Source organism: Thioalkalivibrio sp. ALE23 (assembly GCF_000378545.1).
In the GTDB taxonomy this organism is placed as follows: Bacteria; Pseudomonadota; Gammaproteobacteria; order Ectothiorhodospirales; family Ectothiorhodospiraceae; genus Thioalkalivibrio.
In genome coordinates this window covers 198002-213643 of the sequence record NZ_KB900033.1, presented here as the reverse complement: position 1 = coordinate 213643, position 15642 = coordinate 198002, and the positions used below count along the sequence as shown (strand labels likewise).

Below are 15642 nucleotides of genomic sequence, written 5' to 3'. Positions count from 1 at the left end.
GGACGTCGCATGAAGATCTGGGCAGTAGCCAACCAGAAGGGCGGGGTGGGCAAGACCACAACGACGGTGACCCTGGGCGGACTGCTGTCCGGTCCGGACCAGCGGGTGCTGCTGGTGGACATGGACCCGCACGGCTCGCTCACCGCGTACTTCGGACACGACCCCGAGACCGCGACGCGTGGCGTGTACGAACTGTTCAATCAGGCGGTGGAAGGCGAGCGTCCGGACCCGGCCGGGCTGATACGCGAGACACCGTTCCCGGGACTGGATCTGCTGACCGCGAGTACCGCGCTGGCGACGCTCGACCGTCAGCTCGGTACGCGGGGCGGCATGGGGCTGGTGCTGCGCCATGCCCTGGAGGGCGTGCAGGACGACTACGACTATGTCCTGATGGATTGCCCGCCGATGCTGGGCGTGCTGATGGTGAACGCCCTGGCGGCCTGCGACGAACTGCTGGTCCCGGTACAGACGGAATTCCTCGCCCTGAAGGGGCTGGAGCGCATGATCAACACCCTGACGATGGTCCAGAAATCGCGCAAGGCACAACTCAACTACCGCATCATCCCGACCCTGTTCGACCGGCGAACCCGCGCGGCACACGAAGCGCTGGCCGAGTTGCGGCGGCAGTACGGCGACGAGGTCTGGTCCGGGGTGATTCCGGTGGATACCAAGTTCCGTGATGCCTCCAGCGCAGGACAGCCGCTTTGCTTCATGATCCCGGATGCCCGCGGCGTGCTGGCCTATGCCGACCTGCTGGAAACCATCGGCGGACGGCTGCCACGGACCCACGGGGAGAGGAGACAGGCGAAATGAGCCGTCACCGGCAACAGAACGGGCCGCTGCTCGCCGAGCCACAGGCCCTCGAGGACTACTTCGGCGACCTGCTGGACGCGCCGGAGCCGGCCCCCGCCGAGCAGAAGGAGGAACGGTCCGCGCAGGATTCGCGTACACCGGTGGCCGAGGCACCGGCCGGCCCGCGCAGCCTGATGCGCGACGACATCCTGGAGCCGGTGGACAGCCCGGTGGAGGTTCCGGCGAGCGAACCGGCGCCGGTTTCCGGCCCCGCCGCGCCGCCGGAATCTCCCGCGGGTCCGACGTATCCCCGGCCGGAAAAGCCGTTTTCGGCCCTGGTCATCGAAGCCGGGCCTCTGACCCTGCTGGCCCCCCTGGTGGACCTCGGAGGCGTGACGCCGCTGGATCAGCTGAACATCCGCCCGACGCCGGCGCATTCTCCGTGGTATCTGGGCATCGCGGACAGCAAGCAGGGCCGGGTGCAGTTGATCGACCTCGCCGCCATCGTGACGCCATCGGACCGGGAGTACGAACCGGACACCGCGCGTCAGGTGGTCTTCCTCGCGAACTCGCGCTTTGCGCTGGCCTGCCGGGCGATCCACGGGACCCGCACGATCGATCCCGAACAGCTTCGCTGGCGCAGCGAACGGCGCCGGCTGCCGTGGCTCGCGGGCGTGGATCGCGAGAAGATGGCGACCCTGCTGGACCTGACGGCATTGCACGGCAGTCTCGAGGCCGGGGACTGGGAGTCCGGTCAGCAGTGAACCACCGGCCGGACCAGGTGGCATTCAAGCCGCCAGGACGTCGGCCGTTACATTGAAAAAGAATCCATGTTGCGTGTCCGTCCCGCCGGACACGACCGCTCCAAGAGGATGAGCATGAGCGCACAAGACGTTGAATCCATGGCCAAGGCCGATACCGCTCCGTACGTGACCTTCAGCCTGGCCGACGAGACCTACGCCATCGACGTGCTCCAGGTCCAGGAGGTGCTGAAGGTGTCGGATATCGCGCCGGTGCCCGGCGTACCGGATTACATCCTCGGCATCATCAACCTGCGCGGCAACGTGGTTACGGTAATTGATGCGCGTCGGCGCATGGGGCTGGAAGACCGCGAGCCGGACGATGCCTCGCGCATCGTGATCATCGACGTGGACGACCAGAACGTGGGCATCCTCGTGGATTCGGTGTCCGAAGTGGTGCGGATTTCGCCCGACAGCGTGGAGGCGGCGCCGGAGGTCGGCAACGACGAAAGCAGCCGTTTCATCCAGGGCGTCACCAGTACCGAAGCGGGTCTGACCATCCTGGTCGACCTGAACAAGCTCCTCTCCGACGAGGAGTGGGCGCAGCTGCGGGAGCTGTAGCCCGGCGCCGGATTCACCCGGTCGGGCGGGACGGCGCACCGATGCACGGACCGCCCGTGCGGGAGGTGAAAAAATGGTGGACGAGCTCCAGCACGACCGTTCCGTACGGCCGCTTTACCCGGTCCTCAGGCCACCTCGCGACGTGCGTCCGGTGCACACCAGTGTGGCCGGCCACGCCCTCAGCGACGACCATGATCGGGACCCGATCCTGCGCCCCGGGATCCCCCCGGCCCAGCAGAAACCGCCACGCCTGGCCGAACGCGAACGGCGCCGGGGCGGGCGGATCGACGAATACGCCTGATTGCCGTCGCATCGCATCTCCGGACTGGCCTCGGACCGTGACTTCACGCGACAATCGGGCCAGCCAACGGGGAGCACGGGTTGATGGGAGAGAATCTACTGGTCTGGCTTGCGGCGGGGATCGCGCTGCTGGCCACCATCGTAGCGGGATTCGCCGTGGCGCTGGTGCTGCTGCTGCGGCGGCAGCTCACGGCTCTGCGGCAGGACTACCAGCGCCAGGCGACCTCCCTGATGGCCCTGCAGGGGGCGATGAAGGTCCTGTCCGAAGGGGTGATCAATCACGGTCAGGCGCAGGCTTCGGTACAGCGGGCGCTGGAACGCCTGCACGACCAGCACACCGAGCTGCGCGCGCGTGACCCGGATCAGGGCTCGTACGAGAAGGCCATTCAGCTGGTCCGCGAGGGTTATCCGCGCGAGGAAGTCCGCCGGCTCTGCAGCCTGACCGCCGCGGAACTGGACCTGATCTACAGCCTGCACGGTGCCGGGAGTGCGCGTGACGACGACTGACGGGGGCTGATGACGGGGGCTGATCAGGATCGTCCGAGGTCCTCCGGGGTGATCCCCGCCAGCAGGAACACGAAGGCCAGTACCTCCGCCACGGCCACATAAAGCTCCTCGGGGATCTCCTCGCCCAGCGGGACCTGGGCCAGGGCCTCGGTCAGGGCGGCGTCCTGATGCAGCGGGATATCGTTTTCCTCGGCGATCCGGAGGATCTCCTCCGCGGTCACTCCGGCGCCCGACGCGGTTATGCGCGGTGCCTGCCGGCGATCCCACTCCAGGGCGACCGCCCGGTCATGCCCCGGCGCCCCCGTGGCCCCGCCCGTTCGCCTGTCGCGGCCACGAGTCATGCGCGTTCGTCCAGCATGCCGTGCACCCGGTCCGGCCGGGCCTGTGGATCGGTATCCACGTCGCCCTGACGCACCGCAAGACTCGCCGGTTCCAGGTCGCGCGCGGCGAGGTTGTCGCGCAGGGACCCCTGGCCGGCCTGCAGGCGTTCCACGGTCTCCGCACGTTCGGCGGTAAAATGTATGTGCAGTTGTCCGGCCCGTGAATGCAGCACGATGAGGGTCGGGCCCAGGGCCGGCAGATCGAGGGTCAGGCGACAGCGCCAGTCCCCTTCGGTGGCCCCGTCGTGTTCGCCGGCGTGTTTTTCGATCTCGCCATGCAGGCCCTGTATACCCTGCGGGGTCCGAAATGGCAGTTCGAACAACCAGCGCTGAGGATCCGCTCCGTCGCTGGCGGCCTGCAGCTGGAGACTGGCGAGGCGGGCCAGCATGCCCTCCAGCAGCGGGCCCGTCCCGCCCGCGGGGGCCGACCCGGCACTGACGCCCGGGCCGGTGCCGGGCATCTGCCGCAGGGCGTCGGCCGCCCGCAGCAGCCGGGCCTTGAGGTCGCCCGACAGGTTCGGGCCCGCGCTGCCCGGTGTACCGGACTGGGCCAGCATGGACTCCAGCCACACCCCGGAGGCACGCGCCGCCTGCTGCAGGCCTTCGGGGCGGGTCAGGCCGGAGACGTCGGGGAGACCGCGCACCAGGGCGTCGATGCGCATCGAGGCCGTGTCGGAGCGGGCGTCCGCGGGCGTTGCGGCGGCGGAGAGGGCCTGCAGCGTTGGTGCCAGGGCGCGCGCCGCGGGCAGGGTCCGGCGCAGCAAGGCCGCCAGGCGATCCATCTCCGCCGGCGACCCGGTCCCGACGCCCGGTGAACCCGCGGACGGCAGAAGCCGCACTTCCAGCGAGGGCGAGCTGCGCGTGACCTCGGCCATCAGGCGCTGGCCGCTTTCGGCACGGGCAGCCAGCGCCTCGGACATCGCGCCGGCCAGCCGAGCGACCATCACGCCGGGGCGATCGCCGCTGCCACCGCTACCACCCCCGGTTGCGGGCAGCTGCAGCCGGACGTTGCCGTCCGCCAGGCGCTCGATCATGCGGACCTCCATCCGCTGTCCAACGGCGGCCAGCGGATCGCGGACCCCGCCGGCACGCGCACCGTCCGCGGGGGCGGGGAGGGGTAGCAGAGGACGCGAGCCGGTGAAATCGCCCATGGGGAACGCTCTTCTCGCTGGAATGCCGGATCAGCATGGCACAAAGCCCGGCCCGGGCGGAATCTCGGGTACGAGCATGCCTGCTTGTCACAACGGCCGCGGCAGGGCAGGCTCCCGCCGCGTCGAGTCATCTATTCATCAACAGAGGAAACAACATGTCCAAGCTGCGTGTACTCATGGTCTGCATGGGTAACATCTGTCGTTCGCCGATGGCACATGGCGTACTCGAACAGCGCCTGCGCGAGCGCGGGCTGGAGAACGCGATCGAAGTCGATTCGGCCGGGACCCATGGCTATCACATCGGCTCCGGGCCGGATCCCCGGGCGCGCGATGAAGCCCGGGGCCGCGGCTACGACATCAGCCACCTGCGCGCGCGCCAGCTGGAACACGAAGACTTCGATGAATTCGACTACATCCTGGTAATGGACGAGGCGAACGAGCGGATTGCTCGCCAGTTGCAGGGCAAGGATACGCGCGCCCGCCTGCAACGCTTCCCCGAGTACGCCGTGAACCGGCCCGAAACCGAGGTCCCGGACCCGTATTACGGTGGAGGGGAGGGTTTCGTCCATGTGATGGACCTGGTCGAGGCGGCCGCGGACGGCCTGCTCGAGCACTTCGAACGCGAGCACGGCATCCGGCCGGGGAAGGGATCCACCGGCTGACCGGGAATCCCGCCGCCACAGGGGCGGGCCTGCGGGGGCGGGATTCATGGAACCGGGCCTCAGTCCTTCTTGGACCCGGAACCGTCTGCGTCCGTCTCGCCGCCGGTGTCCGCGGGCTTGCTGTCCCCGGCGTCCGCTGCCGGGCCGGCGTCGGAGGCTTCGCTCGCGGGTGCGCTCTTGCGGGACCGGGTCGAGCTCGTGCGGCGACGGCGGCTGGACGGGGCCGTGCCGGCATCCGGGGATTCGTCGGATGATCCGGTTTCGGGCGCGGATGCGGTAGCCGCTTCGCTGGCGGGCTCCGTCACCGGCTCCGCGCTGCCCTCGTCACTCGTATTGCCCTCCGGCTTTTGCGCGGCCCGCGAGCGTCCGCGGCTTCCGGAGGAACGCCGCCGACGGCTGCTGCTTCCACTCGCGTCTTCGCCGGTGTCATCGCTGGCCGCCTCCGGAGCCTGTTCCGCCTGTGCCTCGGCCGGGGCCTGGTTGTCTGCGTCCCCTTCGCTGGCGGCGGGTTCCTTCTTTTTCGCCGGTTTGCGGGTGCGGGGCTTGCGAACGCCGGATGCCGGTGCCGCCTCGCTGTCTTCCTGCGAGGGGCTCACCTCCGGTGCTTTGGCGTCGGAGCGGACCGGGGTCGGGGCCTGCGATCCGGATTCGCTGTTGTCGGTCGTGGGCTCGCCGGAGTCGGTGCCGCCGGAATCGGTGGCGCTGGCGTCCTGGTCGTCACGGGTCTCCTGGCTGTCCGCTGCCGCGTCGCCGCTGCGGGAACGGCCACCGCGACGCCGGCCACCACGGCGGGAACGCCGGCTGCGCGTGCGCCCCTTGCCGTCATCCCCGCTGTCCTCGCCGCTACCGGAGGTCTCCGGCGCACGATCCGCGGCTTCCTGTGTGGTGGCCTCCACGGGCGTATCCGCGCTGGTTTCGGCCGTCTTCGGGCCTTCGGGGGCGGCCTTGTCTTCGCTTTTGTCTTCACCCTTGCGGGACTTGTCGGCGCCGCCGGTCTTGCCGGAACGCCCGCCGCCGGCGGCCTTGCCCTTGCTTTCGCCGGGTTCGGCGGTCTTCTCCTTGCGCGGCTTGTCATCACCTTCGGGCTTGCCGCCGTTCCGGCCGCCACCCTTGCCGGTGCGCGTTTCCTCGCCGGACTTGTCGGGTTTGTCCGACTTGCGGGACTTGTCACCCTTGCCGCCACGGGAACGGCGGCTGCCATTACCACCGCTGTCGCCGCTCCTGTCGCCGGACTTGCGGTTGCGATCCGGCCCGCGCTCGCCACCCTTGCCACGGCGCCGGCCACGCGCTTCGCCCTCTGACGCCGTTTCCGCTTCGGCCGGCGTGCCGGCGGTGCTGGCCGGGGGACGGCTGTTGGGGAACAGCGCGGACCAGATGCGTCCGAAGAATCCGGGCTGGGCCACCGGTTCCGGCGGCGGTCCGGCCGGAGCGGAGGAACCCGCGCCGGTCGGCGGCGCGGCCGGGGACTCCGGCGGTGGTGCGGATACCCTGACGCCCTGAACCAGCGGTTTTTCCGGCTTCTGCCGGCGCTCCTGATGCGGGTCCGGGTCTTCCTCCACGATTTCCACCAGCTGGTGGCTGCTGCGATCGCTGACCACTTCCTCGCGTTCGTCGCCGCGCACGCGCTGCACGGTGAAATGCGGGGTAAAGAACTGCGGGTTGGGGATGATGCTGATCTCGACCCCGTGACGCTCTTCGATCTCGCCGATGGCCTGGCGCTTCTCGTTGAGCAGGAAGGTGCCCACATCCACCGGGACCTGGGCCAGGACCAGGCCCGTACGGTCCTTCATGCCTTCTTCCTCCATCAGGCGGAGGATGGACAGCGCCATGGATTCCACGCTGCGGATCTGGCCGTGGCCGTGGCAGCGCGGGCAGGTGATCTGGCTGGATTCGCCCAGCGAGGAGCGCAGCCGCTGGCGCGACATTTCCAGCAGCCCGAAGCGGCTGATGCGGCCGACCTGAACGCGCGCGCGATCCATTTCCAGCGCCTCGCGCAGGCGGTTCTCGACCTCGCGCTGATGCTTGTTGGCGCTCATGTCGATGAAGTCGATGACGATCAGGCCGCCAAGGTCGCGGATCCGCAGCTGCCGCGCGACTTCCTCTGCCGCTTCCAGGTTGGTATGGAAGGCCGTCTCCTCGATGTCGCCGCCCTTGGTCGAGCGCGCCGAGTTGACGTCGATGGAGATCAGCGCCTCGGTGTGGTCGATCACCAGGGCGCCGCCGGAGGGCAGCTGCACCTCGCGGTCAAACGCACTCTCGATCTGGCTTTCGATCTGGTAGCGGTTGAACAGCGGGACCGGGTCGGTGTAGTGCTTCAGCTTGCGCAGGCTGTTGGGCATGACCATGCGCACGAACTCGTCGGCCTGTTCGTAGATGGTGTCATCGTCGATGATCACCTCGCCGACATCGGTGCGCATGTGGTCGCGCAGGGCACGGATGATGACGTTGCTTTCCTGGTGGATCAGGGCAGGGGCCCGGGCCTTTTTCGAGGCCTCGGTCACCGCCGACCACAGCGCTGTCATGTAATCGAGGTCCCACTGGAGCTCTTCGGTGCTGCGGCCGACACCGGCGGTGCGGGCAATCAGGCCCATCTCTTCGGGGATGTTCAGGCCCGACAGGGCCTCGCGCAGTTCGGCCCGGTCCTCGCCCTCGATCCGGCGCGAGACGCCGCCGGCCTTCGGGTTGTTGGGCATCAGGACCAGGTAGCGCCCGGCCAGGCTGATGAAGGTCGTGAGCGCCGCACCCTTGGTGCCACGCTCTTCCTTTTCGACCTGGACCAGGATCTCCAGGCCTTCCTTCAGGAACTCGCGGACGGGCTTGTCGCTGTCGGCCGGTGCTCCCACCGCCGAATGCGCGATTTCCTTGAACGGCAGGAAGCCGTGGCGGTCAGCCCCGAAGTTGACGAAGGCCGCTTCGAGGCTGGGCTCGACGCGGGTGATCTTCGCCTTGTAGATGTTGGCTTTCTTGCGCTCGCGCGAGGGAAGTTCGATGTCGAGGTCGTACAGCCGCTGGCCGTCGACCATGGCGACGCGCAGCTCTTCCGGCTGCGTTGCGTTGATCAGGATGCGTTTCATGCGATGGACTCGTTGGGGCGTCCCGCTGCTCCCCGACAGGGCCGGTCGGGCGGGCGGTGACCGTGCGGCACGGATGCTGTGCTGAAAGAGTGCGCGCAGGGGCGGCGCGTAGCGTGAGCCAGCGCGCCAGCCAGGTATTCACCAGCAGCCACGGGATCAGCCGTCCTTCTGGACAGCGACCGGGGAAGCAGGACTGGGTTAAAAGAAATAGTGTCACGCGTTCGCTCTTGGCGAGGGCCGTCCGGCCCCGGCGCCTGAGGCGCGGGCCGGAGCGGTGGATGATTCGTGGCGGCGTACGCCCGAAACGGGGTACCGCCAGCGGGCAATGTAGGATACAAGGCCCTGCCGCGGCAAGTTTTTTGCTACTTTATGACGACGCACGGCAGGACCCGTTCTGTCCCCCGGGTGACGATCGCCGCGGCGTCGGCAGGCGCGGCGCGCATGGCCGCGGGGAGGGGACTGCGGTAGCATTACGCGCATGAAATCCCGATCTTCCGACGCCGGCGCTTCCGGCCCCCGCGAGCTGGTGGTGGGCGAGCGCGCCGACGGCCAGCGTCTCGACAATTTCCTGTTGCGCGAACTCAGGGGAGTGCCGCGGAGTCTGCTCTACCGGCTGATCCGCAAGGGGGCCATCCGCGTGGACGGCCGGCGGGCCAGCGCGCGCCAGCGCCTCGCCACTGGCTCGAAGGTCCGCGTGCCGGACCTCGAGCGTCCGCAGGAGACCGGCACCCCGGATGTTCCTCCGAAGGTGCTGGAACGCCTGCGCGGGGCGATCCTGTTCGAGGACGACGACTACCTGGTGCTGGACAAGCCCTCGGGTCTGGCGGTGCACGGGGGCAGCGGTCTGCCCTTCGGGATCATCGAGGCGATGCGGGTGTTGCGGCCGGATGCGTCGCTGGAACTGGGTCACCGCCTGGACCGCGAGACCTCCGGGTGTCTGGTGCTTGCCAAGGGGCGCGAGCCGCTGCAGGCCCTGCACGAAGCCCTGCGTGACGGGCGCGTGGACAAGCGTTACCTGGCGTTGCTGGTCGGCCGCTGGAAAGATGACCAGCCCATCCATTGTGATGCCCCGCTGGGCGCGGACCGCGGCGACGACGGGCGCCGCCGCATGTCCGCGGCGGGCGACACCGGCGGACGCCAGCGCGCAGCGAACAGCGTGTTCATGCCGCTGGAAGCCCATGGCGCCTTTCAGCTGGCCGAGGTCCGCATCGGCACCGGACGGACTCACCAGATCCGGGTGCATGGCCGCGAGATCGGTCATCCGGTCGCGGGCGATCATGAATACGGCCTGCCGGATGCCAATCGCAGGCTGCGTCAGCTGGGCCTCGGACGCCTGTTCCTGCATGCCCAGGCGTTGCGCTTCGAGGACGGAAGGGGCGAGGAGCGGATCTTTTCCGCTCCCTTACCGGACGAACTGCAGCAGGTGCTGGAAAATCTGGACACGGCGGACACGACGACATGACGGCAACGGGCACGGATACGCAGGTGGCATTGCTTCCGCCCGACACCGGGGAACTCCGCCTGGTGGTCTTCGACTGGGACGGGACGCTGATGGACTCGCCGCGGCGCATCATCCATTGCCTGCGCCGTGCGGCCCGCGAGCACGGCCTTCCCGAGCGCGAGGAAAGCGCGCTGCGTGGCATCATCGGGCTGGGGGTACAGGCGGCGGTACGTCAGCTCCATCCCGAACTGGACGACGCCGGGATACAGGCGTTCGCCGCGAGCTACCGCCAGTGCTACCTGGAGGCCACGGATGCCCCGGACGAGCCGCTTTACCCCGGCGTGGAGGCGCTGCTGGAGGACCTGGACCGGCGCGAGATCCTGCTGGCGGTAGCCACGAGCAAATCCCGCGCCGGGCTCGACCGGACGCTGGCGGCCAGTGGACTGGGCCCCCGCTTCGTGGCCACCGTGACCAGTGACGAGCAGCCGTCCAAGCCCGCCCCCGCGATGCTGGAGGACCTGTTGCGGCGTACCGGGGTCGCCCGCGAGCGGGCGCTGATGGTGGGCGACAGCATCTACGATCTGCAGATGGCGCGGGCGGCCGGGGTACGGGCGGTGGGGATCACCCACGGGGCCCATTCGGACGCGCGCCTCGCTGCCGAGGAACCGGCGGCGCTGGTACCGGACATTCCCGCGCTGCACCGCCGACTGATGGAACCGTGACGGACCGCGGCTAGAAGAGGACGAACGAGATGGGATGGTCGAAAGACGACAAGCCGGGCTGGGAACGTGAAACCCTGGAGAATCTGGTCCAGGCGCAGGTCATCGAACAGCGCCGCGCGCGCCGTTGGGGCATCTTTTTCAAGATCCTGCTGTTCGCCTATCTGTTCGCCCTGCTGATCCTGGTGCGGGGCGACGGCTTCGACAGCTGGTTCGAAACCGACAGAAAACCCGGGGAACACGTGGCCGTGGTGGACGTGGACGGCATGATCGCGGCCTCGGCCCGCGCCAATGCGGAGGACCTTACCCGGACGCTCAAGCGGGCGTTCGAGGATGACGGCACGCAGGCGGTGATGCTGCGCATCAACTCCGGTGGCGGCAGTCCGGTCCAGGCCGGGATCATCCACGACGAACTGCTGCGCCTGAAGGAGGAACACGAAGACATCCCCCTGTACGCGGTGATCGGCGACATCGGGGCCTCGGGCGCGTATTACATTGCGGTAGCGGCGGACGAGATCTACGCCGACCGCGCCAGCCTGGTGGGCTCCATCGGCGTGCGTCTGGACAGCTTTGGCGTGGTGGACCTGATCGACAACATCGGTGTCGAGCGCCGGCTGTTCACCGCGGGGGAGAACAAGGCCTTCCTCGACCCGTTCCTGCCCCTGGAGCCAGACCATGTGGATCACATGGAAGGCCTGATCACGGACGTCCATCAGCAGTTCATCGATGTGGTCCGTGCCGGACGCGGCGAACGTCTGGACGAGGACGCCGATATTTTCAACGGGCTGACCTGGACCGGCGAACGGTCCGTGGAGCTCGGGCTGACCGACGGTCTCGGCAATCCGCGCAGCGTGGCTCGCGACGTGATCGGAATCGAGGAAATGGTGGAATTCCGTCCGCGCCGCACGCCCATCCAGCTGTTCCTGGAGGACCTGGGCACGGTGGTGATGCAGCAGGTGCTGAACCTGGAATCCACGCCTCAGTGGCGATGAGGGGATGAACCGGAACCGGGCAGGGGCGGCCCCGCCCCGCGGACTCCATGTCCGGCGGGCGCGCGCCTCAGTCGCTGGTGTCGATGCGCGTGACGCGCGCGATCATGCCGACGACCGGGTGGTCGAGGTAGAACAGATCGTCGCCCGAATTCATCCGCTGATGGCCCCGGACGGCAATGGCGCCATTCCCGGCGGTTGCGTCATGGAAGATCAGGTCGGTCTCCAGATGCAGGAAACGACCGACCCAGACCCGCAAACGGCCTTCGAGTTCGTGACGTTCCTCTGCCGGTTCCTGCAGGATCGGCGAGGCCGGACCGCGATCGTCGTACAGCGGCGTGCGGCGGTCGAGCGGGCGCCCCTCACGTACCGTCAGCCACGGCGTGGAGGCATGGTCCCGGCCGCGCTGGTCCCAGGCGAGGGTGGCTATCAGGCGGCTGTCGCGATCGTCCTCGATGCGCCGGACCACATGGCCAAGGTCGAAGCCCTGGCGCGAATGCCGGTAGGTCCCTTCGCCGATCGGGCCGGATCCCGGCGATGGCTGCAACGCGGCCCCCGTGGTTTCCAGTAACCGGCGGCCTTCTTCGGTCAGGTGCTGGAAGATCACCAGCTCGATGCGGTACTCACGCCCGACCTGGGCCAGCGCCGGGCCGGCGGGCGCCAGCCAGGGCAGGGCCACCAGCGTGCCCAGCAGCCGGCGCCGACCGGGGCTGTGCGGACCGGACCGGACGTCGGTCGTCGGGGACTCGCGATGTTTGCGTGACATTCAGGCCGCCTCCTGGTTGCGGCTGATGGTGTTCAACAGGCGGTGAACCGCCTCGGTTCGGGCTTCCAGCGTCTCCATGCTGCCATGGAAGTGGAAGGCCTTCTGTCCGTCCAGACGATACCCCTGCGGGTCCGACTGCACCAGTTCCACCAGGGCCCCGATGTCCAGATCGGGATCCGTTCCAAAGACCAGGCGACCGCCGGCCGGCCCCATCTCCAGCTTGCGGATGCCCAGGGGGGTCAGGCGCAAACGCAGGCGTGCCGCCGCGAACAGGGTGCGCGCCGGATCCGGCAGCAGGCCGAAGCGGTCGACCAGCTCCACTTCCAGATCACGCAGGGCGTCCTCGGAATCGGCGTTGCTGATCCGCTTGTACAGGATCAGCCGGGTATGCACGTCGGGGACGTATTCGTCCGGGAGCAGCGCCGGCATTCCCAGCTCGACCTCGGTCCCGGTTGGCTCGGGGGCCTCCAGCTCGGGCATCTTGCCGGAGCGCAGCGCGCTCACCGCGCGGTTGAGCAGGTCGTTGTACATGTTGAAGCCGACCTCGGTGATCTGCCCGCTCTGCTCGTCACCCAGCAGCTCGCCGGCACCGCGGATCTCCAGGTCGTGTGAAGCGAGGGTAAAGCCGACTCCCAGGTCTTCCAGCGAGGCGATCGCCTCGAGGCGCTTCTTCGCGTCCGCGCTGAGGCTCTTCCACGGCGGGGTCAGGAGATAGGCGTAGGCGCGGTGATGCGAGCGGCCGACGCGCCCGCGCAGCTGGTGCATCTGCGCCAGACCCAGCTTGTCGGCGCGGTTCATCACGATGGTGTTGGCAGTGGGCACGTCGATCCCGGTCTCGATGATGGTGGAGCAGACCAGGATGTTGTAGCGACGGTGATAGAAATCGAGCATCACCTGTTCCAGCTCGCTCTCGCGCATCTGGCCATGCGCCACGCCGACCCGCGCCCCGGGCAGCAGTTCACGCACCTGCGCGGCGGTCTTGTCGATGGTGTTGACCTCGTTGTGAACGAAGTACACCTGTCCGCCGCGCCGGATCTCGCGCAGGCAGGCCTCCTGGATGACCGCGTCGTTCCATTCGTTGACGAAGGTCTTCACCGCCAGACGCTCGCGCGGCGGGGTGGTGATGACCGACAGGTCACGCAGCCCGGCCAGCGCCATGTTGAGCGTGCGCGGTATCGGGGTGGCGGTCATGGTCAGCATGTCCACCTGAGCGCGCAGCTTCTTCAGGGCCTCCTTGTGGCGCACGCCGAAGCGCTGCTCCTCATCGACGATCACCAGCCCGAGATTGTCGATCTTCAGGTCCTTCTGCAGCAGCTTGTGAGTGCCGATGACGATGTCGACCTTCCCTTCGCGCAGGCCCTCGAGCACGGCTTCCTGCTGTTTGGCCGAGCGGAACCGCGACAGCGATTCGATCTGCACCGGCCAGTCGGCGAAGCGGTCGATGAAGTTCTGGTGGTGCTGCTGCGCGAGCAGGGTAGTGGGCACCAGCACCACCACCTGCTTGTGGTTCTGCACCGCGACGAAGGCGGCACGCATCGCCACTTCGGTCTTGCCGAAGCCCACATCGCCGCAGATCACCCGGTCCATCGGCTGGTCGGCGGCCATGTCGGACAGCACCGCATCGATCGCCTGCTGCTGGTCGAGGGTCTCCTCGAACGGGAAACCGGCGGCGAAGGCGTGATATTCGGGGGTCTCGGTCTCGAACACCGTGCCCTGCGTCGCGGCCCGGCGGGCATGGATATCCAGCAGCTCCGCGGCCACGTCACGCGCCTTCTCCGCGGCCTTGCGCCGGGCCTTGCTCCATTGCTCGCTGCCGAGCCGGTGCAGCGGGGCGTGTTCGGCATCGGCCCCGGCGTAACGGCTGATCAGATGCAGCGAGGAGACCGGCACGTAGAGCTTTGCGCCGTCGGCATACTCGAGGGTCAGGAATTCGGAAGGCTGACCATTGATCTCCATGGTCTGCAGGCCCAGGTAGCGGCCCACGCCCTGTTCCTCGTGCACCACCGGGGCGCCGATGGTCAGGTCGGAGAGGTTCTGGATCACCGCGTCCGCATCGCGGGTCGGGCGCGCCCGCCGCCGCGTCTGGCGTGCGCGCTCGCCCATCAGGGCGGATTCGGGGACCACGATACGGTCATCCGGCAGCCGGAATCCTGCCGCCAGCGTACCGACGGTTACGTGCAGCCCCGGTTCGCTCGCGAGGAAATCCTCCCAGCCAGCCACCGCGTGATGGTCCAGGCCATGATCCCGCAGCAGGGTCAGCAGGGCCTCGCGGCGTCCGGCGGACTCGGTGGTCACCAGCACACGCGGGCCCCCGGAGAGCACGTCCTGCAGCCGGCGCGCCGGAGTGTCGCTGGCGGGCTCCAGGGCCATGTCGGGCGGGTCCTCGCACCGGAAGCCCACCTCGCGTCCGCGCCCGGCGGGCAGTGGCGCAGGCTGTGCGCCCAGCGCGAGCCCCGAAGCGTCCCCCAGTGCCCCGGCCAGTGCTTCGGGGTTCAGGTACAGCTCGTCCGGCGGCAGCAGGGGGCGGTCCACCTGATGACGCAGCTGGTCATAGCGCTGGAAGACCTCGTCGGCGAACTGTCCGGCCGCGGTGGCGATGTCGCCCACCTGCACCACGCGGGCCTGCGGGCAGTAGTCGAACACCGTGTCCAGGGTCTCGAAGAACAGCGGCAGGTAGGACTCGATGCCCGGCGGCACCAGACCCTCGGAGATGTCGCGGTAGATCGGGTGCTTGCCGGGGTCGCCCTCGAAGCGCGTGCGGTAGCGGCTGCGGAACTCGCGGATCGCCTCTTCATGCAGCGGAAATTCGTGGCTGGGCAGGATCTCGAGGCGCTCGGTGGTCTCGGTGGAGCGCTGGGATTCCGGGTCGAAGTGGCGCAGCGAGTCGATCTCGTCGTCGAGGAACTCGATGCGCACCGGTTGTTCCGCCCCCATCGGAAACAGATCCAGGATCTCCCCGCGCACCGCGAATTCGCCGTGGCTGATCACCTGCTGTACCGGGTTGTAGCCCGCCTGAACCAGGTCCTCGCGCAGCTGCATGCGGTCGAGACGCTGACCCTTGTGCAGCGCGATGCCCTGTTCCGCCAGCCACTGGCGCGGGGGCAGGCGCTGCATCAGGGTGGCGACCGGCATCAGGATGATGCCGTGCTCCAGTCCGGGCAGGCGGTACAGGGTGCGCAGCCGCTCGGAGATGATGTCCTCGTGGGGCGAGAACACATCGAACGGCAGGGTCTCCCAGTCGGGCAGGCGCAGCAGGGGGATGTCCTGCCCGGCGGTGAAGAACGACCACTCCTCCTCCCACTGGTCCGCGGCCTCGTTGGATTCCGTGATCACCAGCAGCGGGTGCGGGAAATCCGCGGCGGCCCGCGCCAGTGCCAGCGTGCTGGCGCTCGGTCCCAGGCCGGTCCAGGTCTCGAACCCGGAGCGGGGAAGGCGGCCGGGATTCAGGGGGTTGCGCAGTTCTTCGGACATGCGGTGTGAAGCTTCCGGAATGGCGGACG

The 15642-nt window shown here is 68.6% G+C and carries 14 protein-coding genes; 9 read left to right on the top strand and 5 right to left on the bottom strand.

Annotation, left to right across the window (positions count from 1 at the left end):
- Positions 1-9: 9 nt before the first annotated feature.
- From F573_RS0107760 to F573_RS0107740, 5 genes are all read left to right on the top strand, one after another.
- Complete coding sequence (locus tag F573_RS0107760) at positions 10-813, top strand: ParA family protein (protein ID WP_018869467.1); 804 nt, start codon at positions 10-12, stop codon at positions 811-813.
- Positions 810-1556, top strand: coding sequence for a chemotaxis protein CheW (locus F573_RS0107755; RefSeq protein WP_019022100.1), 747 nt, complete (start codon positions 810-812; stop codon positions 1554-1556). The genes F573_RS0107760 and F573_RS0107755 overlap by 4 nt, the downstream gene beginning before the upstream one ends.
- A gap of 138 nt (positions 1557-1694) precedes the next feature.
- Positions 1695-2153 (top strand): chemotaxis protein CheW, encoded by a 459-nt coding sequence (locus F573_RS0107750; protein ID WP_018869465.1) that lies wholly within the window; start codon positions 1695-1697, stop codon positions 2151-2153.
- A 73-nt stretch (positions 2154-2226) separates the two neighbouring features.
- Entirely contained in the window at positions 2227-2454 is a 228-nt protein-coding gene (locus F573_RS0107745) for a hypothetical protein (protein WP_018869464.1), read from the top strand.
- A gap of 83 nt (positions 2455-2537) precedes the next feature.
- Positions 2538-2960, top strand: a complete 423-nt coding sequence (locus F573_RS0107740; RefSeq protein WP_018869463.1) for a DUF2802 domain-containing protein — start codon at positions 2538-2540, stop codon at positions 2958-2960.
- 23 nt (positions 2961-2983) lie between these two features.
- On the opposite strand, the gene F573_RS0107735 is transcribed toward F573_RS0107740, so the two are convergent.
- Positions 2984-3301, bottom strand: a complete 318-nt coding sequence (locus tag F573_RS0107735; protein ID WP_026300852.1) for an EscU/YscU/HrcU family type III secretion system export apparatus switch protein — start codon at positions 3299-3301, stop codon at positions 2984-2986.
- Entirely contained in the window at positions 3298-4491 is a 1194-nt protein-coding gene (locus F573_RS0107730; protein ID WP_019022098.1) for a flagellar hook-length control protein FliK, read from the bottom strand. The genes F573_RS0107735 and F573_RS0107730 overlap by 4 nt, the downstream gene beginning before the upstream one ends.
- A 155-nt stretch (positions 4492-4646) precedes the next feature.
- On the opposite strand from F573_RS0107730, the gene F573_RS0107725 reads away from it, so the two are divergent.
- Complete coding sequence (locus tag F573_RS0107725; protein WP_019022097.1) at positions 4647-5153, top strand: low molecular weight protein-tyrosine-phosphatase; 507 nt, start codon at positions 4647-4649, stop codon at positions 5151-5153.
- Positions 5154-5212: 59 nt separating this feature from the next.
- On the opposite strand, the gene F573_RS0107720 is transcribed toward F573_RS0107725, so the two are convergent.
- Positions 5213-8227: an Rne/Rng family ribonuclease gene (locus F573_RS0107720; RefSeq protein WP_019022096.1), complete on the bottom strand. Its 3015-nt coding sequence runs from the start codon at positions 8225-8227 to the stop codon at positions 5213-5215.
- A gap of 478 nt (positions 8228-8705) precedes the next feature.
- On the opposite strand from F573_RS0107720, the gene F573_RS0107715 reads away from it, so the two are divergent.
- From F573_RS0107715 to F573_RS0107705, 3 genes are read left to right on the top strand one after another with little or no spacing between them, the layout of a single operon-like run.
- A complete protein-coding gene (locus F573_RS0107715) occupies positions 8706-9689 on the top strand; it encodes an RluA family pseudouridine synthase (RefSeq protein WP_019022095.1) in 984 nt (327 codons plus the stop codon).
- A complete protein-coding gene (locus F573_RS0107710; RefSeq protein WP_019022094.1) occupies positions 9686-10390 on the top strand; it encodes an HAD family hydrolase in 705 nt (234 codons plus the stop codon). Before F573_RS0107715 ends, F573_RS0107710 begins: the two co-directional genes overlap by 4 nt.
- Before the next feature lie 29 nt (positions 10391-10419).
- Entirely contained in the window at positions 10420-11379 is a 960-nt protein-coding gene (locus tag F573_RS0107705) for a S49 family peptidase (RefSeq protein WP_019022093.1), read from the top strand.
- A 67-nt stretch (positions 11380-11446) separates the two neighbouring features.
- Here F573_RS0107705 and F573_RS0107700 read toward each other — a convergent pair whose 3' ends face one another.
- Both F573_RS0107700 and mfd read right to left on the bottom strand, forming a co-directional pair.
- Complete coding sequence (locus F573_RS0107700) at positions 11447-12142, bottom strand: CsiV family protein (protein ID WP_019022092.1); 696 nt, start codon at positions 12140-12142, stop codon at positions 11447-11449.
- Positions 12143-15613, bottom strand: a complete 3471-nt coding sequence (gene mfd / locus F573_RS0107695) for a transcription-repair coupling factor (protein ID WP_019022091.1) — start codon at positions 15611-15613, stop codon at positions 12143-12145.
- Positions 15614-15642: the final 29 nt, after the last annotated feature.